Genomic DNA, 21,198 nt, shown 5'->3' on the forward strand with positions numbered 1-21,198 from the left:
TTTATTGGATTCTTTTTAACACAAATTTTTCATTTACAATGTCCCACGTTCGGCCATGCCCTGAAATCACAGAAAACCCATTGTTTTCGTTGAGTTTCAATGTCCATTTTCGAGTATTACTTTTTAAGATAAAATCACTTTCATTTTGCTCAAATTGCCAATTTTCTAATAAACTAGGCTCGTCTAAGGCAATCGCATGTACCACCGTTCGTGTCGTCAATTTTTGTCCTTCTGTAAAACGAAACACCAACGCATCACCAGATTTTCCTTCTCCCAATTGATTAGGTTCGGGATGATAAGCGTCATGTAAAAAACCATACACAGGATACGAAAAAGAGCCACTTCCTCCATGAAAAAGTTTCATGCCCGATTGATTCTTTCTGACGGTTAGGCAAGCTTTATCTTTCTGCCAAGTGGTATGTCCATCGCGATTATTTACAACCCAATTCCAAATAGTAGTCACGGGGTAAGCGGCACTAATTTGGTCAACTATAAACAATACGTGGCTTCCCGCCAAAATCCAAAATCTTGAAAACTCCTGAATGGGTTGCCCATAGGCTTTTCCTACTTCCGCTCCCACGACCGAAACCACCTCATTTTTGGCACAAATCAAGCGTTTATCACCTCTTTCGACTTTTTCTCCCCCTTTGCCATTTACTATTGTTCGACGAGGAAAAACGCTTTTTTGTTCTAACAACGATACTTTTGCCAAATCTTCTTGTAATCCCAGCGACTCTTTTTCTATCAAAAAAGTACAAGTATTATGTGTTTGTGAGCTACTCTCTAGCCCATGAATGAGGTTTCGATAACAGCTATGACCGGGGTCGGCCAAGAGTCGTTCGTTGTTATGAACCAGAATAAAACTATTTAAATCGCCGTGCAAATGCCCCAAGCCATTGAGTGGTTCGCTACCCCCGTTGATAGCAATGATTGTTTTGCCACTCCACTCATCCCTGACAAAAGCATTTCCGTTTGAAAATGAAGTGGTTAATGGCAAATGGGCATCTTCTGGAGAAATACTTTTCACTTCGTACGTCAATAGGGGAAGCGTCAAAAAACCCCAGTCATTACGCATTCCTAAAGTCGCCAAATCGTGGGGACCTTGGTCAGGAACAGACAAATAGTACCTATCAAACAGCCATTTTGCCAATCCTTTTTCTATTTCATTGTTGCTTCGTGCAGCTATATGTAGCAACACATCCGCAGAAGGGCGAAAAATAGCGGCACTGTCGTTGAAATTGGCAGCGCGGGCGCGAGGAGTTCCGCCCCAGCCTTCCAAAGGTTTTGTATAAAACATACTGGTTGCAAACCAGTTGATTGTATTATGTACGTCAAAAATGGGCTGTTTTAGGTGAGAATATTTCCGTAAAATAGCCTCTTTTGCAAATGTGAGTGCCAGAAGTAAGTAATTTGCATACTGCAATGATTCGCCATAAGAACCATCTTCTTGCAGGGCATCTTGACACAATTCGAATTCGGTTAGTAGTTCACCAATAATTTGTTCCTCTTCCAAAACAACCGCCGCCACCATCGCCCCACTAAACAAAATACTGCGCCAGTTGGCTAAATGGAAGTTTTTACAAATCCATTCTTGGCATAATTTTATTCCTTTATCACGCAGAGCCGTTTTAATTTCTACTTGCTCAGCTGCTGAAAAAGCCTCCTTTGCCAAATCATACACCACCGAAATACCCCAACAGATATGAGCCGTTTCGAGGTGTCCTGTCAGTGGCTCAGAGTGGTCACGAAAGGCAGGGCCTACCCATTCGTAAGCCGATTTTCGGACCACTTCAAGCGTTTCTTTTTTAATCCATTCGGCTAGTTCGGGGGTGGGTTGGAGGGCGTAACTCATGGCTGCATCCGAAAGGTATTCTGCCACCGAATGCCACCAAATCGTAGTGGCGGATGGGCCTAGCAGATTTCCCCAAGCGACTCGCTCATATACTCGCTTTTGTAAAGCCTTCCAAAATACCGAAATAGGGGATTGGTCATTTTGTATTTCTTCCAAAATGATTGTTTTTTCGGTATTGCTTAAAAAAACTGGCATCTTAAAAATATCCTCCATTTTTGACGACATCCGTAGGTTTCATGCCCGATTCGACCATTTCTCTGATTTCATCTTCTTTAAACATCAATTTTTCAGTAGCTAGCAATACATCATAGGCGATGTGTTGAGGAATAGAAATTACGCCGTCGATATCCCCAAAAACCCAATCACCTGGCTTCACCACAACCTCCCCCATAAGAATGGGTTTTTGGTAATGATACATCCTGAAGCGTCCCAGCATTCCTGTGTTTGACTTGAACTGATGAAACACTGGAAATCCCTGTTTTAGAATAGCTTGTGTATCTCTAATGCCATTAATAACGGCACCTCTACATCCTAATTTGAGCGCCGCCATCGTCATTACTTCCCCCCATTGCGAAGTCACAGTATCGCCAGTACAGTCCCAAACGACCACCGCATCTTCGTGCAATGCTTCGAGCATTTGGGCACGCATTTCAAATTCACCCTCTGTAGTAATATCGGGGCCACCCTTAACCGTAAACGCCAATCCAGCCAACTTCATTTCTTCCCTTAGAGGAGCAAAGCAAGACGGCAAGCTTGTGGCAAGCATTTGGTAATTGAAACGCAAAATGTCGTTGACCGCTCCTGTATAAAGTCTCAAATAACGCTCGCGCATTTCGGCGACTGAAATCGGAAAAGGAGATGGAGGACGAATCTCTTCCGCCGTGTGAGTCGTGTCCTGTGAATGATGTCCATTGGTATTCATGGTATTAAAAATTTCATGTTGTCAAAATTGATTTCTCTAATCAGCACATAGTCAGGCTGATTCAATACAAACACGATGACCCGAGCCACGTCTTCTACCTTCAAAAACTTCTCACGCGGTACTTGACGGTCACCCCAATAATTGCTATCGGTTGGTCCGGGATTGATGTCGGTTACTTTAATGCCGAGTTTAAGTGCTTGATCAGCAAGGCCGCTGTTCAGTCCTCTTGCCCCAAATTTGGAAGCACAGTACACGGGCGCGTTGGGATTGGTACGCTGCCCAGCCATCGAAATAACCGTCAGGATATGACCCGCCTTTTGGGGTTTCATTATTTTTAAAGCCTCTCTATTACAGAGAAAAACACCCTTAACATTTACCTCAAACATTTGTTCAAACGTATCCAAATCGGTAGAGGAGAGGTCGGTCGTCAAAACACCAACGCCCGCATTGTTGAGCAAAACATCCACTCCCCCAAATGCTTCCACACAGGCCGCAAATCCTGCTATCACGTCGGCTTCGTTTCCTACATTGCCTTTGAAAGAACGTAAATTGGGGTGGCTTACTTCCTCGGCCAGTTGATGCGTTCGGCTAAAGTCAAAGACCTTTGCCCCAGCTTCCAAGAGCATCAAGGCAGTAGCTTTACCGATACCACTCGACGCCCCTGTAATAAATACGATTTTATTAGCTAAATAACTCATTATGAATGTTGTTTACTTTTTTTGAAATATAAAAATGCAGCCACAACAACGCAAAGTGTACCAGAAAGAAGAGCCAACTGTCCGCTAATTGTAGCGCGGGATGGCATTCCCATGACGATAAACATCAAGCCCGTCAGACCAAACGCAATACCATACATGAGTTTGATTGCATTGGCAAAGGCATCGCTTCCTTTTGACTCTGGATTGGGTACAAAAGGAATGGTTAACTTCTTAAAAAAAGCCGCTACTTTTTGGTTGTAATTTTCATTTTTGGAAGGCACTAAGCCCGAAATAAAGAAAATAAGAATGCAAACGGCGATTTCTATGAGGGTCGCAAATTCCCAACGAATGTCTTTGTTGGCGTTGAGGGCAAAACCCACAAACGTACCCACAAACAACGTGGCCAACGCTCCCCAAGGCTGTGGTTTGCGGTAAATAATTCCAAATATGACCGGCACAATCATCGGAACCGCAAATATGCCTCCTAGTAATTTGTTGGCTTCAAAAGCTCCCCCAAATCCTCCCACAAACAAGGCTCCAACGGTTACGACGGTTCCAACGCCAAGGGTCATCAACCTACCCACCAAAAGCGCTTCTTTGCCACTTGCATTGGGACGAAAAACACGTTGGTAAATATCGCGGGTAAGCACACTTGCCGTTACATTGTACTCGGCACTCAATACCGACATGGTGGCCGAAAACATCGCCGCCATCATCAATCCCATAATTCCCTCTGGCAGCAGTTTAAGACAAAGACTTACATAAGCCATTTCGGGATTGTCGAGGTCAGGAATAATCACCCGCGCAGCAATGGGCGGGAATAAAAAAATAACAGGAAAAATGAAGAACAACAATGCGGAGAAAAGCCCCAGTTTTTGGCCATCTTCCTCACTTTTGGCACTATAAAAACGCTGAATAAAAGTCCAATTTCCGCTGTAACGAATGATAATCAGCACATAATAAGCCACCAAAAACCACGGCATTCCTTTTTCGCCGTTGGTCCAAGTCATGTTTTCAGGGATAACGGCTCTCATATTTTCCAATCCTCCCGCCGCTTGATAGGAAAGAGGTACCAAAATGAGCGTGGCAATAAAAAGTATCACAAACTGCACCACGTCGGTGACAATCACGGCCCAAAAACCTCCAATCACCGTATAAAGCGTTACCACTACGCCACAGCCAATCACGGCTGTTTCGAAAGAAATACCGGACGCAGCAGTAACAAAAAGCCCAATAGCGTAGAGCTTTATCATGTCATCAAGCAATTTGAAGACGACTCCGCTCCATGAAAAAATCTGGCGGATTGAAGCATTAAAACGTGTTTCCAAAAACTCTACCGGACTGATGATTCCTGCTCTTTTCCAGCGTTTTGCAAAAAAAGCCACCGCTACTAACGACGGAAAAACCGTACTCCAAAGCACCGTGATAGCCACCAATCCATCTTTGTAGGCGATTCCGGCGTAAGCTACAAAAATCACCGTACTGAATTTGGTCATGAAGTTGCTGATTCCGCCCGCAATCCAGCTTACGCCATTTCCGCCTTTAAAATAATCATTGATATTTTTAACAAATCGGCCCATGAAAATCCCGATACCTGACATAATAATCATGTATAGGAAAATCGCCAAGTAATCAAGTGTATGCAGTTGTTTCATGATGAAAGGTGGATTATGGGGCTATGTGGGCTAAGAAACCCAAGGTATAGGGTGAAATAATTCTAAATCCATTTTTTTGGAGAGCATCGCCGCCTTTGTTCACTTGGGCAGTGCCAGTCAAATAGCCGTCAGGTGTTAAATAGGAAACTAACGCTTCGGTAGCTTTTTGAGCTGCTATTTTGGCAGTTTTTGGCAGTAAGCCGTGCTGATACCCATACGTTAGTGCGGCTGCTACTCCTGCCGTCCCCGACGTTTCTACGCCTGTTTCTGGTTGATGAAAAAAGCAATTCCAGAGCCCGTTGGCTTGTTGGTAGGCCATGACTTTTTGCACCGATTTTTGGAAGGATGCTTTGATTTCCTGCTTTTTCTCGCTTTCGGGTAAATACACCAAGGTTTTGGCAATGCCCAACAAATACCAAGCAACGCCCCGTCCCCAATTTTCAAACAACAGTTCTCCTTGCTCAGTACCTCTTTGGTAAATACTGTTACCCTTTTCTAAAATATTGATTCTTGATTGCAAGGTTTTGATAGACAAAAGGGCCAAATCCGGACGATTGAGCGTTTTTGCCAACACCGCCAATGGATAACTGACAGTATAACATTCTTCGGTTTTTACCATGCGATTATTACCCGTTCCGTCGGCAATTACGCCCTCAGCATTAGCGTGTTTTTCACAAAAATCAATCGCCTTCTGTAAAAGAGGGTGCGTTGGGTTGGTTTGGGCTAAAATGGCAAAGGGCAAAATAGATTCTACAGTGTGGATTTTGCCTTCGGTTTTGACGTTGTTGAGGTTACAATACAGCAGACTATTTTGGGCAAAATACATCTCCAATTGTTCCTTCAAAACGCTTTTTACTTTAGGGGAATCTTTACTCATTTCAAGTATTCCGTCCCAAACAACGCCCTGTTGCCAACCAAATGTTTGCAGGGATTCGAGCGATAGAAGGCGATCTTTCCATGCATCTTTGTTCATTTTTTTATCATGCACCAGCAGATGGGGTAAATAAGCGTTAGGGGCGGTTTTTTCTGAATTGTTTTTGGAAAAAAACCAAAATGGTTTAGTCCCTTTCACCATTTTTAGAATGATACCTTCTTCTATAATGGCTCGTATGGCATCTTGCGGAATTTGCAACTCAAAAGGCTGTAATAAGGCCGCAAATCGTAAATCCCAATCAGCTATTTTTTGACCTGTTTTGGCGGTTTTTACTTCCAAAACCAAAACTTCTCGCACGTCGGTAGCACTCGTAATACGTAAGGATACAAACTGGTTTTTCCCAGAAATTAGCTTATTCCAAGACAATTTAACGCCCTCATTATCTGGCATTATTTCGCTAACTCCCCAATCGAAAGCGATGTACTTATTGGAGGGTAAATGGGTCGCAAAACCTTCAACTTTCGCCAACAGGTACTGATACGCAAGGTTTTGCTTCCAATTGCCCCAAATGGAAGTGGAAGTAAGTGTGGCTGTTGTAACAAGCATTTGGCGACGATTCATAATTATTTATTTATGATATTGGTTATCAATAAAGTAGGAGCAATAAGAGTCGAAATTTAATTGCAGGATAATATTTGGTTTTTGCCATTGTTTTGGAAAATAGTAACGATTTCTCTAATTTTAGTTATTAAAACGCTTTAATCTTATGCTTAAAGACCACGTAATCAGTCAGATACAAACACTGACCACCGAGGAGTTGATGCTGATTTATGGGTACATCGAACTGCTAAAAAGTCGTCCTCCAAAGTCTGCGGTTTACCCAAACAATGCTCATCTGCAAGTAAGAGAGGCTTTGAAAGAACTAAAAAATAGCCTTTCGGCAGATATTTTAACTGCCCGTGACGAAAGAATATGAATTTGTTTTTTGACACTTCTACTTTGGTTAAATATTACCTATCCGAAATCGGTTCGGATAGCGTGGAAAAACTAATTATTGAACCTACTCATCAAATTTGGCTATCAGAACTCGTAAAAACCGAATTTTATAGTGCTTTATTTCGCCGCTTGCGTACCCGAGAACTGACCGATACGCAAGTTCAATCCGCTATTGCTGGTTTTGAGATCTCTATTCAACAATTTCATATTCAGCCAATTAATTCGTTGGTTCTTCGTGAAACTGAACTTTTCTTGAAAACACAGGGTAAAAACTATCCGATTCGTACCTTGGATGCCCTTCATTTTTGCACTTTCCAACTATTAGCCGATACTGATTGGGCTTTCGTAACGGCAGATACTCCTTTTGCTAATTTTGTTTCTCAATTGGGCTATGAAGTCATCAACCCAATGGTTTTTTAATATTTTAAAACAGATTTTTCGGCTACTAAAACAGGATAATCAGGCACAGGTATATTGCTCAACACAAATCGGTTTCCTTCTTTTTTGATTTGGGATGTAGGAATCTCATATACTTTTCCCGAAATCAAATCTACATATACAGGATTTTTAAAATTTCCGTCTACCGTGACAGTCGTCGATTTTAGCTCGTAAGTTTCGACAGGACGAGCTTCTCCGCTCCAAAGGGTGACTAAACTCCCTTTGTTTTGTCTGTGTTGGTACTGAAACGCATAAACCGTTGATTGATTGGTTGTTGGTTTATTTTTCGTCAGTTCAATTTGGTCATCAAAAAGAGAGAAAACGTGTTGTGCTGCCTTGTAACTTATTTTGGGACGTTCGATAGTTTTGTCGGGATTGGTTTTGAGCAGACCTTTTGAGTTGATACCCACCATGTGGTCGCCAGCAGCATAGTGAATATCGCTGATAGTAAACAAGTTGGTGGCAATTCCTCGTCCGTGGTCTCCAAGCATCCGACGCAAATCCCACTTGGCTTGGGTAAGTTCTGACCAATCTTGGTCGGTCATAGCGCCTACGGTCGTGCCTTTTTTCTGAGAAGGAGCGCCATTTTCACCCTGCATAAAAATTACTTCAGGCTTATAACTCCACACAATGGCGCGCAGTCTTTCGATATGCGGATACGATACATCAGGATTGGGTGAATAACCGTGATAAGTCAGAATATCAATCAAGTCAAGGGCGTTGTTTTGATAAAGGTATTCCATAAAATCACGTACAAAATTGAGATTTGTAACGCTTGCCATTCCCAAAGCAATGAGCTGGGCATCGGGCTGAATACTCTTCACGATTTTGGCCGTACGTACATAAAACTCCCCGATTTGTTTGCCCGTATGATTGCGGTTGATGTCGGGTTCGTTCCAAATTTCCCACTGAGGTACCTGATTTTTGTATCTTGTTACCATAGCTCTTACCCAATTGTCCCAGCCTTGCAACCCTTCGGGAGAAGTCGGAATATGCCCCGCCAACTTGGCTTCGCCTCCCCCTTCATAGATTGGATTTCCGTATGACAACTCTACCCAAGGTGCCACCCCACGTGCCGCCGCATCGGGAATAATGGCATCAAGCCACGCAAAATCATAGGTCCCTTTAACCTTTTCGCACTTTGACCAGCCTCCCTGTAAACGAATTCTTTTGGCGCCCAAAGGCCCCAAATAAGTTTTATATGACTGATAGTCAGTATAGTCTCGGTCCAGGGTTTCGCCACCAATGCTCCATGTACTCTTTTTTATTTCTTTGGCATCACGGGTTTTGAGTTGCCCGATTTCTTTCCAAGTGGATTGGGCATTTGATAATAAATTAATAAATAGGAGAAAAAAAAGTAAGTAATTCTTCATGATTCAATATTTTAGGTTTGATTTATCTGCAATCAAAATGGGTGAGTCATATATGGGCAGACTTTTAAAAGTAGTTTTGTTTCCATTTTTATCAATCTGATTATCAGGTATTTCGTATATCGCCCCTGTGAGCATATCCACATAAACAGGTTGGCTGAAATTGGCATTCAGAATCGTAAAATTCAGGTTTTTAACATTATTGGTATTAGTCGGAATATATTCATCGTTCCAAATCGTAAACACCTGTTTCTTAGTGTTTTTGTGTTCATAAGCATACACCGATACACTTCTATCAGTACCTTTGTGATACTTTATTTCATCACTACCAATTTTAGCATTTGTGTTATGTGTATCGTGTATATTTTTGATTCTCATTAAATTGTCGTCAAAAACTGACACTACATTTTGCATCGCATAATAGGCCATTTTGGGGCGAATCGCCCTTTTGAGGGAGTCAGACTCAATAATGCCCTTTACATTCATTCTTGTAATGGGGCCGCTGGTTTTACCATAGTTCATCTCAATTATTCCCAGAATGCTGCATTCAATATCGTGTCCCCAATCCCCCAACATTCTGCGAATATTCCATTTAGCCTGCGAAAGTTCTGACCAATCATAATCGCCAATCGCTCCTCGATTGGGGCCGCCAATGGAGGGACTGCCGTTTTCTCCTTGGCGTAGTTGTACGGTGGTTGAATATTTGTCCAACACCCTTCGTAAATCGGCTACCTTACTGTAGTTCGCATCGGGATTGTAGACATAATCGTGATATGTCATGTTATCAAAAAGGTGCATTTTGCCCTTTTGATGAATCACTTTGAAGAATGTATCGGCGTATTTCAAGTCAATGTGCCCCATAGCCAAGCCCGAAATTTTAGCTTTGGGTTGGATGCGCTTGATAATTTCTGCCGTTCTAATGTTTAATTCAGCGACGGCTTCGGGAGTGTTGAGGGTATTATCACCAAAATTAGGTTCATTCCAGATTTCCCAATCTTCCACTTTGTCTTTGTAGCGATTTACTAATGCCGCCACCCATTTGTCCCAAGCCTGCAATGCCTCCACGGAAGTCGGAATACCTGCACTCAGATTGATACCCCCGCCGCCAGCGTAAATGGCATTGCCGTAGCCCGTTTCCAACCATGGCTTCAACCCACGTTGATGAGCATCGTTAATGATTTTATCCAACCATGCCCAATCGTATACTCCCTTCACTTTTTCCGTTTTTGCCCACCCTGCTTGCATCCGTAGCCGTTTGATACCCAGTGGTACTAGGTATTCTTTATACTGTTCGTAATCGGTCAAATCTCGGTCGAGGGTTTCGCAGCCAATAATCCAGTTAGAAGTATTGATTTCATTGGTGTTTTTAGATTTGAGCGTACCAATTCGCTTAAAAGCAATATTGACCTCTGTCTTTACCCGATTGGCAGATGTGTCGATTTTTTGGGCAAAACAAGTTTTGCCCAAAAATATAATCCCTAATAATAGCACCTTCCTCATTACTTAAAATTTCATTTTTGATAACTCAGAATTTACATACGCCAGCCAATCTTGTCGGCTTTTAAACTGCGGAGCTTTAGTCCAACCTGCGCCTACGTAGTAAGTGATAGCTTCTCCTGATTTGACATTGACCAATACAAATCGTTCTTTGTCAAAAGAGGTAAAGTTTTTGATTTGCTTGGGATTTACGACAACCGTCGTACCCAGTTCGCCATTTTCGGGCAAATAGGATTCCCATACAGTAAGCGTTCCCGTTTTTTTATTTTCAATAATTTCAGGTTTTTTTGCATAAGCGATACCCACCACTACAGGGAGCGGTTTTTGGTCGCTGCTTTGAAAAGTACTGACTACTTTAAAAAAGTTATCGCCCATTTTCATACTGATGACTTTCGTTTCGGAAACTTGACGACCCTCTACATCCCAAGGTTCAAAATTTAGCTCAAAAGCAATTTCTTCTTCCGTATTTTTCAAAATACGGTGTGTGGTATAAGGTGCTGAAATGTAGGGCTTGCCATTGTGCCAAATGGCCGTCCCGCCATTGCCGCGACTGTATCCAACGTGAAAAAAGTCACAGCCTTCGCCTCGGTCAATGTGGTAGGGTTTACCCATTTTGTTGAGACTATACCACTTGTCAATCACGGGATAAGGCACCGATTTGGTCCAAATATCGATACCACTGCTCACTCTATCTTTGACCGGCGGGCCATACACTCTGAAACCTACGCGGTCGTTTTCCCAAACGATATTGCCGTTGGCTTCGGGCATGTATCTTACATAAGTTTGGGGTTTACGAGGTTTGCCGAATTCGGTCACATAGCACCCAAAGCATTTTGCAGGGGTCACTTCTTTGATACCCATTTTGAGGGCCTGCGTAAAAGCCAATACTACCGGCCCAAAAGCATGGTGATCATTGAGAATCCACTCCCTTTGGATATAATCTTTTTTGGTGCCTTTGCCAGGATTCAAACACCCTCGACATGTATTGCTCACTGAACCGTCGGGGGCAATATAAGAAGTATAACCGCTCAGGCCTTTGACAAACTGAGGCAAATACGCTTTGTCAAGGATGTTTTTTTCAATCGCGATACCAATACCGTACAGAAGCAACCCACTCCCAGAAGTTTCGATATACGACAAGGGTTCGGTCATCTCTTGATTCCATAGTCCTTCTTGATTTTGGTATTTTAAGACTGCTTCAAAGAAATTTTTGGCGACCCGATTTACTTCTTGCTTTTTGGGATGCGTATCGGGCAAGTCTCTCACCAGCGACGCTAAAGCAAACGCGCCCCAGCCGTTTCCTCTCGACCAATTGTCTTCTGATAAAATTCCCAAACCCGTAAAACCACGTGCCTGACGAAGCAGCCCATTGGTATCTCGCAAAATATCAAACAAAAGCAATGTTTCTTTCACCGCAATGTCAACATATTCAGGCTTTTGCATGGCCATACCTGCATACAGCATATAAGGCGTTACGGCAAAGGCAATGTCTATAAAAATCTGGTCGAGGCTATCTTTGGCCCAATTGGCCGTCACAATGCCCTCTGAAGAACGCTTTTGGGATTTAAACATTTCGTTGGCTCGTAGCTCCACTTGCTCTCTGAGCGCATCCGATTTTTTTAAATAATATAAATAAGCTGCTCCACTGCCACCTGCTTTGTAGCTGATAAAACTTCCACGACCGTCTATTTTGCCTGTTTTGAAATCTGCAAATATCCCCAACGCCTGATGCAGGGTTTGAGGGTCTTTTTGAAATACCGCCAATTCGCTCATTCCATGCATCAACAAACTACCCGGATATAGTCCCAAATCTGTATCAGCTAAGGCTTTTTTGAGCACTAGTTCGGCAATCGCTTCGGTGCCTTTGCTCGGTGATTGAGCATATATTTTGCCCTGTAAAAGGATAATTACTACCAAAAAAATATACCGATAATTGAATCGTATCATGGTGTTTATTTTAGAAGTTCGACAACCTCACGCGTGAGTTTTTCTTTGGCTTTCAGATTCATTTTCTTTTCTCCACGATACCACAAAGCCCACTTTTCCCCTTGCGTTTTCCAAGCTTGTGCTTCTCGAATAGTCTCAAACGAAAGTAATGCCTCTTGCAAAAGTTGTTTTGTTTGGGCAGGTTGGTGGTGATCTAGGGCAACTTTGGCTTTCATAACATGCTCCAGCCAAGTAGTCAGTGCCAACATTATTTTTAGATGGGCTAAAAAGTCGGTTTTAAAAAAGGGAGTCTTCTCTACTTTATGGGCCAATTTTTCAGCGTTGAGTAGGGCGTTTTTTTGTAATTCCACTTCTTTAAGCAAATCTTCTCGGCTCAGGTTGCCCGAAGACATATCGCCCAACGACTTTGCCCATTTACTTTCTTCAGACTCTTGTTTTCTTTGTTTCAAAAGGGCTTGGTACTTGACGGAATCGGTCAGTTGCAGTTTTAAATCATTCAAAACTCTAGCAGCCAACTGATTGGTTTGACCGTCCATCAAAATCGGGGTTTGGGATTGGGGATTGAGTCGGAAGCTATCAAAATAAGCTTGATAAATTTTCTGAATGTCATTGGCTTGTTGGTGGTAATGTTTCTCAAACCATTGACTATTAAATTTTTGTAAATCAAAAGCATTGAAATCCCAGAGCATTTGAGCAGAAGCATCAATCCCCAAACCAAACTCCCGAATATTCGACACATTCAAGATACAGTATTCGGTATCTCCTTTTTCTAATGCTTGCCGCAGCACACGCTCGGTTTGAGCAGGCGACACAATCGGCACCAAATGAGGCCCCGAACCCCACAATTGATGATGATAGTATACCCCATATTTGTGCGTAGCAACTCGTTTGGTTTCAAAAAAATCGGTTTGCCAACGCCATCCAGGAGAATTATCAGAAAAAACAATGGTTACGTTTTCGGGTATTTGAAGATGACCTGCTTGGTTCAGGGTGGAGCCTTCTGCCCATAAGGTAGTAGTGACTGGCGGATTAGGTCTTTTGTCTACTTCTTTGATCAATTGGCGTTGAAAAGCCATCGCTTCCGAAATCAGCCTACCGCGCTCGGCGTCGGTTTGAGGGGTAGTGGGGTCGGCCATCCACATGGGTCGGTCGGCAATGCCTCTCAAACCTACTTGCCAAACGACATTAGGGATTTTTGCCCATTCTTGGGCGTACAATCGCCACACTTCTTTTACTTTTTCGGGGTTTGAATAGTAAGAAAACAAAGGCTTGTTTCCTTCTTTTTCTTTCCAATAATTAAAGTACGTAAAAGCACTCACTCCCATTGGCTCCACGTGGTGCATCGATACATACATTCCTCTTTTGGTAGCTTCTTTCACCAAAGCAGCTTCTGCGGGATTACGAATGTCAATGAAGCTTGCCGGAATAATCAAATTGAACCTTTTTCGCAACGCCGTTTCGCAGACTTTTTTCATGATTTGTGGCGAAACTACTTCTTGATAATAGGGATAATCTATGTTTCTTTTTCCACCCGAATCATACCATTCCGTAAGCAAATCCTCATCATTGATAAACCATCCACGATAGTTGAAAGTAGGCTTTGGCGACTGATATTCAACTTTTTCCCAAACCAAAGTTGTTTTTTTTGTGGGTTCATTATCATTCCAAAAATACATGGGGTCTACACCCAAATAGTGTTCAGTAAAATGATATATCCCAAACACCGTTCCTAAATCACTTTCGCCCGTGATAAGAAGGTTTCCGTTCTGGTTTTTGAGACGGTAAACTTCGCTGTTTTTGGGCGTGGTCTGAATCAAAATAGCACTGCCTTTAGCAGGTTTTTGGGAGGTGATTTTAATGGTTTTACCCGTGATTTTTTGAATATCACTTACCAAATCTTCCACCGCTATCCGAACTGCTTCAGATTCGGTTTTTGGTAATACAATCACCGCTTGCATATGTAGACCGACCAACTCAAAACCTTTTTCTTTTTGACTTAGGCAAGGCAAAAAGAAGAGTGAAAATAAGATGACAAATAGACCCAATTTCATGAAAGAAAAGTGTTAAAATAGAGTATTTTAGTACCCCGGATTCTGCTCTAGTTTACCGTCTTTGTTAGCTTCAATTTCGGAAAAAGGAATCGGAAATAAAGCATGAAAATCTTGAATATTGCTTTTGTTGAGCGGGTTGTATTTCCGAACCCTCTCCACCAATTTACCCATTCGAGAAAGCGTAACCCGACGATCTTCTTCAAATACTAACTCTCGGGCTCTTTCATCCAAAATATAGTCGAGGGTTACTTCGGCGGGTGTGACGGGAGTCGCTTTGGCTCTATTTCGGACTACGTTCAAATCATCGGCTGCTTTTTGGGTATCTCCCTTTAAAAGATAAGCTTCGGCCCGCAAAAAATAAGTCTCCGGCAAGCGAATCATGTACATATCACGGTAGGTTGCGCCCGCCGTGGTTTTGAGTGTAAGTTTGGCAGCATCTTGCATCAGTCCGGCAGGATGTTGACCGGGAGTAGTCACTTTAGAAGGATAAGGATACCATCTCCAGCCTTGTGCGAGCCAGTTGTTGGCGGGAAAATCAATCAAGCTTTTTCCAAAGTATTTGGTTGATGCAGGGTTGGTGTAAATAAAATCCCGTACAATATTATACGAAGAGGTTCGGATATCGGTCGATGTGACTTTTCGATTGTCTTTTTTAGGATCCAAACCCCAGATTTCGTACGTCCAATAGTCGGTAGGTTGAACAAAAGCCACCCCTCGGCCCCCGCTATTGAGGGTCGATGCCGATAGATTATCGAGCAAAGCGGGTCTTCCATCGGGGTCAACAATCGAAAATACCGCTGGTGATACCACACGTTCGAGGTTATTTAAAGCTCCTCCCGTCGAAGCAAGGCCACCTCCTATCACATCTAATTCGTATTGTATTACCCAAATAGATTCCGTATTGCCTGCTTTGCGGTTTTGGTTTCCTACCCGAAACAAATCATAGAAAACATCGCCGGGCTGGGTTCTTAAACTTCCAAATCGTTCAGTCATAAGCTTGAGGCCCGAATTTTGAATCACTTCGGTAGCCGCTGCAATGGCCTTGTCGTAGTCTTTGAGGGTGATATAGGTTTCAGCTAATAAGTGATTGGCGACGGCTTTGTTGAGTTTGCCATCTTGGGCGGCAGTGAGGGCGGGTAGATTGGCCGCAGCGTCGGTAGCATCCTGGATGATTTGCTTAAAAATCTCCTCTTTAGGCGCTCTGGTAAAATCACTTTTCGGCGATGATGCTTCTTCCGTAATCAAAGGTACAGCTCCGTATAGATAAACGAGCTGTTTGTAGGCCCAAGCTCGAAACAACTTTGCCTCCGCCGCAATCACCTTTTGACGAGCCTCGCTGATGCTTGATTGTGGCAATCTCGAAATAATCGTATTGGCATTAGAAATGATTTTATACCAGCTCGTCCAATGGTACCTTGGGATATTTCCTTGGGGTGTAATCGACGCAGCATAATTACCAATACGAGTCCCTGCTTCCAAGCGAGCATTGAAAGCGATATCGGTTCCTAATACTTCCGAGTAAAAGTCAGCTCCTGCATTGACACTATGAATTGCTCGGACTTTAGCATACAAGTCTGTAAGCGCCGCACTGAAATTAGACTCTGTAATAAATGAGTTTTCGGGGCTATAAAAATCCTTGGGAATTTCTTTCAAAAAGGTTTCTTCGTTGCAGCCAACATTTACTATCATGGCCCCTGCCAAAAGACACGTTTTTATGATTTTGGATGTCATGGTATTCAGTAGGTAAGGGTTATTTAAAAAGAAAAATCAAGTCCAACACTGTAAGATTGCATCACCGGGAAAGGCTGCTGAGAAGATACTCCTTGACCTGTTTCAGGATCCCAACCCTCCCATTTCGTAAGCGTAATTGGATTTTTGGCACTTACAAAGAGCTTTACACTTTGTGCATTTAGTTTTTTTAACCAATTGCTCCCTACGGTATATGACAATGAGACATCCTGTAGTCTGACGAAATTTCGTTGGAAATAAGCCCTTGCGGCGGTTACGGGAGTACCTACCCACGGATTGGCATATTTGGCGTCAGGATTGCGGGGCGACCAATAATCGGCAAAATTGAACATATTGGAATTGGTCGCATTTCCTTTGGTATTGTTATAACCTGTGAGATGATTGGCGGCCAAATACCCATTTTTTCCTCCTTGAATGGAATTGATGAAAATCCTAAGCGTAAACTGCTTGTAGGAAAGTGTATTTTGGATTCCAAATAAGTAAGCCGGTTCGGTTTGGCCCAAAATCACGCGGTCGTCGGCAGCGGTGATTTTAGCGTCATTGTTTTGGTCTTTTATTTTATAACTTCCCGCTTCAAATCCCACTAATTTTTCATCATTCAAACCATATACTCCTTGGGTTTCATAATTGTAAATCGTACCAATAGGACGGCCAATAAACAAACCACTCGCTACTAGGTCATCTTCTTTGCCGTCGTTGTTAAGGTCTTCCCCCAACAATCTCACGACTTTGTTTTTATTGCGTGTGAAATTGACCGTTACATCCCAAGTTAAGTCTTTGGTTTTCACAGGCACACCATGCAGCATAAACTCAAATCCACTATTGTTTAACTCGCCAATATTGGTCAATACACTAGCAAATCCTGAGGTCTGAGGCAGTATTTTAGACCATAGCAAATCGTTGGTAGTGGAGTTGTAATATTCGACATTACCGTCAATTCGGCTATTGAAAACCGTAAAATCGGCACCGATATTAATCCCTCTGGTACGCTCCCACCGCAAATCTTTGTTGGCCAATGTACTCACTGAGCGCCCGATAAAAGTGCCACTACCATCCCCAAACACATACTTTGAAGCATCCTCTGCTACTACCCGCGCCAAAGAGCTATAGCGGGCTACTTTATTGCCATTTTCGCCATAACTTCCTCTTATTTTTAGGAAGTCAACAAAAGGCACTTTGAAGAAACTTTCTTCCGAAATCACCCACCCAAAACCCAAAGAAGGAAAAATACCCGTCTTGTTGTTTTCGGCAAATCCACTAAAACCATCGCGACGTACGGTAGCTTTCAATAAATATTTGCTGCCGTAGTTGTAAGCTACGCTTCCCATTTGATAAAGCAAGGCCTCGTCCCAGGCTTCTGAGTCAATCTTCTGGATTTCGGCTAAGGCCAAGTTGTTATAGGAAAGATTCAAATCCGAAAAGCCCGTGCCCGTGGCGCTAGTGCGATTGTAAATGGCGGTATTATATCCATACACCGCTGTGGCATTGATGTTATGCTTGCCAAAAGTCTTGGTATAATTGAAGATATTGTCGAGCGTTTGCTCATACTGAGTGGCATCATTTTTAAAAGCTTCTCCCGTCCGACCTGCATTGTAAGGATTGGAAGAATACGTTTTAAAATACTTGAGGTTATGACCAAAGTTGATGCGGTAGCTAAACCCTGGCAAACTCGGAATGCGGAAGATACTGTAAAAATTGCCAACCAAACGACTTTGCGCTTCGTAATTATCTGACAGTGAAGCCAAAAAAGGATTGACATTCACATCTCCCATGGGATTGATAACATACTCGCCGTTGTCGTTGGTGGGTTTGACTAGTGGGCTTGTGGTGATGATATTGTTCATGCTAGGCGAATCTCCCGAAAAATCAGTAAACGAGCCCGAAGTATTGACACCTAGCGTCAGCCATTTTGTAACCTCTGTATCCAAATTGAGACGGATGGTATAGCGTTTGTAGTCATCATTTTTGATGTAACCTTTCTCTCCTGTATAGCCTGCTGATAAGAAATAAGTCGTCGTATTAGAACCTCCAGATACCCCAATCGAATGATTGTTGAGCAAAGAAGGTTGAGTGAGAGCGCCAAACCAATCAAAGTTGTTATCGGTAGTAGAACCAGCCATATTGGGCGGCAAAAAATCCGAATTGGCAAAAGTCCAAGCTGGATTTGGGTCGGTGTAACCCGATGCTGCCGTGTAAGCATTCCGATATTCAATGTCGCGCGCTTTCTGTAAAAACTCTTCCCGATTCAATAGTCTTGCTTTTACCGTTGGCGAAGACACTGCATAACTACCCGAATATGAAATGGTTGTTTTTTGGGCAGTGCGCCCTGTTTTGGTCGTTACCAATACTACACCATTGGCGGCTTGTGAGCCATATACTGCTTTACTGCTTGGATCTTTGAGTACATCCACACTTGCCACATCCGCTGGATTGATGTCCGAAAGGCGACCACTAAAAATGATTCCATCCACGATAATCAAAGGAGAAGTGTTGCCATTGAGCGTAGAGGTACCTCTAATATTAATGGATGCCTCTTGTCCTGGGCGATTGGTCTGACTGATGGTTAATCCTGGTAAAGCACCTTTTAGAGATTGCAAAATACTTACATTCGGAGCTTCTCTAAAAGCTTCTAAGTTGGCCGAGGCAATCGCTCCTGTCAAGTCTTTTTTCTTCTGTGTGCCATACCCAACCACTACCACTTCGTTGAGTAAACGATTGTCGGTTTTCATCGTAATTGAAAGCGACGTTTGGCCATTTACGGGGATTTCTTGAGAGGTATATCCCACAAACGAAATCACCAATACGGGATTGGTACCAGTAGTTTTCACCGAAAACAATCCATTGGCATCGGTAGAGCTTCCATTGGTAGTACCCTTTTCAACCACGTTTACACCCGGTAATTCTTGCCCATTTTCATCGACAATTTTACCCTTAATACTCTGCCCAACTGCCGTACCAACCCACAGCATAAGGATTGCAAAGAGCCATTGAGTTTTCTTAATCATAAAGGTTATTTTCATTGGTTTAGAAATTATACTTTATCATTGATATATTTTACTATCACAATGCAATATTATTTGATTATTGATAAGATGTCAATATTTTTGTCAAAATATATTTTTTAATTGTAATTTATTAAGAATACGTACTTGAAATTGTACAATATACATATTAACTATTAATTAAAAATCACCTTTTCAACTCCAAAAAGTTACAAAACATGATTTTTCGTCTATTCCTCAAAAGAAAAATAGCAATCGGCACTTACTCTAAAAAAATTAAATTTTTACTCTAACAATAATCAACTATGATTGTAAACCAACTTTTTGACTTATCGGGCAAAACGGCTCTTGTCACCGGATGCAAACGAGGTATTGGCAAAGCGATGGCGACTGCTTTGGCAGAGGCAGGTGCAGACATCATCGGGGTGTCGGCCTCTCTGGAACTAACCAATAGTGAAGTAGAAAAAGAAGTGCGTGCCTTAGGAAGAAACTTCAAAGCTTATCAATGCGATTTTGCCAACCGCACCGACTTGTATCGTTTTATAGCCGAAGTCAAATCTGATTTTCCTTACATTGATATTCTTATCAACAACGCCGGGACAATTTTGCGTACTCCCGCCGAAAATCACTCTGATGATTATTGGGACAAAGTCATCGAAACTAATCTCAATGCGCAGTTTGTGTTGAGTCGGGAAATCGGGAAAGAAATGGTAGCCCGCAAAGCGGGGAAAATCATCTTTACGGCCTCCTTGCTTACGTTTCAAGGTGGCATCACGGTGCCGGGCTACGCCGCAAGCAAAGGCGCGATTGGGAGTTTGGTGAAAGCGCTTGCCAACGAATGGGCAAGCAAAGGTGTGAATGTCAACGCCATTGCACCAGGCTACATTGCCACCGACAATACCGACGCATTACGCAAAGATGCTGACCGAAGTGCCTCAATTTTGGCTCGTATTCCTGCTGGGCGCTGGGGTACCCCCGAAGATTTTAAGGGAATTACAGTATTTCTAGCCTCCGAAGCGGCCAATTATGTCCACGGTAGTATCATAACCGTAGACGGAGGCTGGATGGGTCGCTGATTCCTTTATCAGTCAAAACAGTAGTTCAAACAATCGTTTTGGCTGCAAATAGTTGTCTTTGCAGCCAAAACTTCAATGCCAAACGATACAAAGCAAGCTTCGTTTATATCGTAAGGGTTTGTCAACGCTGGTTGTTTTAAGCCGTTGCATAAAATTTTTGCGTACATGCACTTTATTAACCTTCTGATTTACAACCAATAACGATTCAAAAACAACTATTAACAACTGCTTTGATTCTTAATTGTGGAATTTTTATCCTAAAATTGGCCATATTTACTCTCACAATCATCAAGTATGGTACAGGTTATTATCAAAGCATTTGATATTTTAGAAATGGTTGCTCAACGCAACGGCCAAGCAGTTTCGCTACCCGAAATCGCCGAAGGTCTTCAAATCAACCAAGCAACCACCGCCAATATTATCAAAACCTTGGTAGCCAAAAATTATTTGGAACACATTGGCAAAAAAAAAGGCTATCGTCTAGGACCGATGGCGTACCAATTGACCAATGAAGTGGCTTATGGACAGGATATTGTGAATGCTGCCAAAGAACCAATGGAGCAACTCACCGCCAAAATCAATGAGTCTTGTATATTGGGTACACTCCGAAACTACAAAAGATACATCTTACACATGGTCAACAGTAATCAAGACATTCAAGTCAGGATTAAGTCTGAGCGCAATGTCTACGAAACCGCCAGCGGGCGGCTACTCCTTGCTTATCTCTCTGAAAAAGAAAGAGAAAGATTTCTAGCTCACAATGGACTACCTGATAAAGCACTTTGGGAAGAAGCCTCCACCAAAGAAGGGCTGCTACAAGCCTTAGCCAAAATCAAGGAAGAAGCTCTTGCCATGACTCACTTCAAACATACACATTTGGTAGGTTTTGCCATGCCAATCATTGTCAAGGGGCAAGTGATTGCGGGTCTCAGTATTTTTTTACCAGAATATCGGTTTTCAGCTTCCAAAAAGAAAGAAATTATTCAATCTATGCGCGATACTGTCGCTACGATCAATCGGAAACTCATGGCCTAAACCATCGCATAAGTTTCGTCTATAACAAAAAAGAAA

General features: G+C 42.6%; 15 protein-coding genes. 4 read left to right on the forward strand and 11 right to left on the reverse strand.

Annotation, left to right across the window (positions count from 1 at the left end; all coding sequences use genetic code 11):
• Position 1 precedes the first annotated feature (1 nt).
• The 5 genes from G563_RS0109145 to G563_RS0109165 are packed head-to-tail and all read right to left on the reverse strand — an operon-like array spanning position 2 to position 6,622.
• The gene (locus tag G563_RS0109145; RefSeq protein WP_229598468.1) at positions 2–2,065 is read right to left on the reverse strand and encodes a heparinase II/III domain-containing protein; all 2,064 of its coding nucleotides are present in this window, start codon (positions 2,063–2,065) and stop codon (positions 2–4) included.
• Entirely contained in the window at positions 2,049–2,774 is a 726-nt protein-coding gene (locus G563_RS0109150; protein WP_028665062.1) for an RraA family protein, read from the reverse strand. Before G563_RS0109150 ends, G563_RS0109145 begins: the two co-directional genes overlap by 17 nt.
• Positions 2,771–3,472, reverse strand: coding sequence for an SDR family oxidoreductase (locus tag G563_RS0109155; protein ID WP_028665063.1), 702 nt, complete (start codon positions 3,470–3,472; stop codon positions 2,771–2,773). The genes G563_RS0109150 and G563_RS0109155 overlap by 4 nt, the downstream gene beginning before the upstream one ends.
• A complete protein-coding gene (locus tag G563_RS0109160; RefSeq protein WP_028665064.1) occupies positions 3,472–5,127 on the reverse strand; it encodes a sodium:solute symporter family protein in 1,656 nt (551 codons plus the stop codon). The genes G563_RS0109155 and G563_RS0109160 overlap by 1 nt, the downstream gene beginning before the upstream one ends.
• Before the next feature lie 13 nt (positions 5,128–5,140).
• Positions 5,141–6,622: a glycoside hydrolase family 88 protein gene (locus tag G563_RS0109165; RefSeq protein WP_028665065.1), complete on the reverse strand. Its 1,482-nt coding sequence runs from the start codon at positions 6,620–6,622 to the stop codon at positions 5,141–5,143.
• 145 nt (positions 6,623–6,767) lie between these two features.
• Between G563_RS0109165 and G563_RS0109170 the strand changes: the two genes are divergently transcribed.
• Positions 6,768–6,977 (forward strand): hypothetical protein, encoded by a 210-nt coding sequence (locus G563_RS0109170; RefSeq protein WP_028665066.1) that lies wholly within the window; start codon positions 6,768–6,770, stop codon positions 6,975–6,977.
• On the forward strand, positions 6,974–7,417 hold the full coding sequence (locus tag G563_RS34115) for a type II toxin-antitoxin system VapC family toxin (RefSeq protein WP_037326271.1): 444 nt from the start codon (positions 6,974–6,976) through the stop codon (positions 7,415–7,417). The genes G563_RS0109170 and G563_RS34115 overlap by 4 nt, the downstream gene beginning before the upstream one ends.
• On the opposite strand, the gene G563_RS0109180 is transcribed toward G563_RS34115, so the two are convergent.
• Genes G563_RS0109180 through G563_RS0109205 form a run of 6 tightly spaced genes read right to left on the reverse strand, consistent with a single transcriptional unit; the run spans position 7,414 to position 19,069 of the window.
• The gene (locus G563_RS0109180) at positions 7,414–8,808 is read right to left on the reverse strand and encodes a GH39 family glycosyl hydrolase (RefSeq protein WP_028665067.1); all 1,395 of its coding nucleotides are present in this window, start codon (positions 8,806–8,808) and stop codon (positions 7,414–7,416) included. The genes G563_RS34115 and G563_RS0109180 overlap by 4 nt on opposite strands.
• A gap of 3 nt (positions 8,809–8,811) precedes the next feature.
• On the reverse strand, positions 8,812–10,305 hold the full coding sequence (locus tag G563_RS0109185; RefSeq protein WP_028665068.1) for a GH39 family glycosyl hydrolase: 1,494 nt from the start codon (positions 10,303–10,305) through the stop codon (positions 8,812–8,814).
• A 3-nt stretch (positions 10,306–10,308) separates the two neighbouring features.
• Positions 10,309–12,249: a DUF4861 family protein gene (locus G563_RS36860; protein ID WP_051210847.1), complete on the reverse strand. Its 1,941-nt coding sequence runs from the start codon at positions 12,247–12,249 to the stop codon at positions 10,309–10,311.
• A gap of 5 nt (positions 12,250–12,254) precedes the next feature.
• A complete protein-coding gene (locus tag G563_RS36865) occupies positions 12,255–14,300 on the reverse strand; it encodes a glycosyl hydrolase 115 family protein (protein WP_028665069.1) in 2,046 nt (681 codons plus the stop codon).
• 27 nt (positions 14,301–14,327) lie between these two features.
• On the reverse strand, positions 14,328–16,031 hold the full coding sequence (locus G563_RS0109200; protein ID WP_028665070.1) for a RagB/SusD family nutrient uptake outer membrane protein: 1,704 nt from the start codon (positions 16,029–16,031) through the stop codon (positions 14,328–14,330).
• A 23-nt stretch (positions 16,032–16,054) separates the two neighbouring features.
• Positions 16,055–19,069 carry a SusC/RagA family TonB-linked outer membrane protein gene (locus G563_RS0109205; RefSeq protein WP_028665071.1) on the reverse strand — a complete coding sequence of 1,005 codons (3,015 nt, stop codon included), beginning with the start codon at positions 19,067–19,069 and terminating at the stop codon, positions 16,055–16,057.
• Positions 19,070–19,356: 287 nt separating this feature from the next.
• On the opposite strand from G563_RS0109205, the gene G563_RS0109210 reads away from it, so the two are divergent.
• Both G563_RS0109210 and G563_RS0109215 read left to right on the forward strand, forming a co-directional pair.
• On the forward strand, positions 19,357–20,127 hold the full coding sequence (locus tag G563_RS0109210; protein WP_028665072.1) for an SDR family oxidoreductase: 771 nt from the start codon (positions 19,357–19,359) through the stop codon (positions 20,125–20,127).
• Between the two features lie 294 nt (positions 20,128–20,421).
• Complete coding sequence (locus G563_RS0109215; RefSeq protein ID WP_028665073.1) at positions 20,422–21,162, forward strand: IclR family transcriptional regulator; 741 nt, start codon at positions 20,422–20,424, stop codon at positions 21,160–21,162.
• Positions 21,163–21,198: the final 36 nt, after the last annotated feature.

Origin of the sequence: Runella zeae DSM 19591, assembly GCF_000423565.1 — a bacterium.
Classification (GTDB): Bacteria; Bacteroidota; Bacteroidia; order Cytophagales; family Spirosomataceae; genus Runella; species Runella zeae.

Excerpts from the sequence above, each read along its gene's own strand:
- G563_RS0109215 (WP_028665073.1), top strand. The coding sequence starts at position 20,422 with ATGGTACAGGTTATTATCAAAGCATTTGATATTTTAGAAATGGTTGCT.
- G563_RS0109160 (WP_028665064.1), bottom strand. The coding sequence starts at position 5,127 with ATGAAACAACTGCATACACTTGATTACTTGGCGATTTTCCTATACATG.
- G563_RS0109205 (WP_028665071.1), bottom strand. The coding sequence starts at position 19,069 with ATGAAAATAACCTTTATGATTAAGAAAACTCAATGGCTCTTTGCAATC.
- G563_RS36865 (WP_028665069.1), bottom strand. The coding sequence starts at position 14,300 with ATGAAATTGGGTCTATTTGTCATCTTATTTTCACTCTTCTTTTTGCCT.
- G563_RS0109155 (WP_028665063.1), bottom strand. The coding sequence starts at position 3,472 with ATGAGTTATTTAGCTAATAAAATCGTATTTATTACAGGGGCGTCGAGT.
- G563_RS0109185 (WP_028665068.1), bottom strand. The coding sequence starts at position 10,305 with ATGAGGAAGGTGCTATTATTAGGGATTATATTTTTGGGCAAAACTTGT.
- G563_RS0109200 (WP_028665070.1), bottom strand. The coding sequence starts at position 16,031 with ATGACATCCAAAATCATAAAAACGTGTCTTTTGGCAGGGGCCATGATA.
- G563_RS0109170 (WP_028665066.1), top strand. The coding sequence starts at position 6,768 with ATGCTTAAAGACCACGTAATCAGTCAGATACAAACACTGACCACCGAG.
- G563_RS0109150 (WP_028665062.1), bottom strand. The coding sequence starts at position 2,774 with ATGAATACCAATGGACATCATTCACAGGACACGACTCACACGGCGGAA.
- G563_RS0109210 (WP_028665072.1), top strand. The coding sequence starts at position 19,357 with ATGATTGTAAACCAACTTTTTGACTTATCGGGCAAAACGGCTCTTGTC.
- G563_RS0109145 (WP_229598468.1), bottom strand. The coding sequence starts at position 2,065 with ATGGAGGATATTTTTAAGATGCCAGTTTTTTTAAGCAATACCGAAAAA.
- G563_RS34115 (WP_037326271.1), top strand. The coding sequence starts at position 6,974 with ATGAATTTGTTTTTTGACACTTCTACTTTGGTTAAATATTACCTATCC.
- G563_RS0109165 (WP_028665065.1), bottom strand. The coding sequence starts at position 6,622 with ATGAATCGTCGCCAAATGCTTGTTACAACAGCCACACTTACTTCCACT.
- G563_RS36860 (WP_051210847.1), bottom strand. The coding sequence starts at position 12,249 with ATGATACGATTCAATTATCGGTATATTTTTTTGGTAGTAATTATCCTT.
- G563_RS0109180 (WP_028665067.1), bottom strand. The coding sequence starts at position 8,808 with ATGAAGAATTACTTACTTTTTTTTCTCCTATTTATTAATTTATTATCA.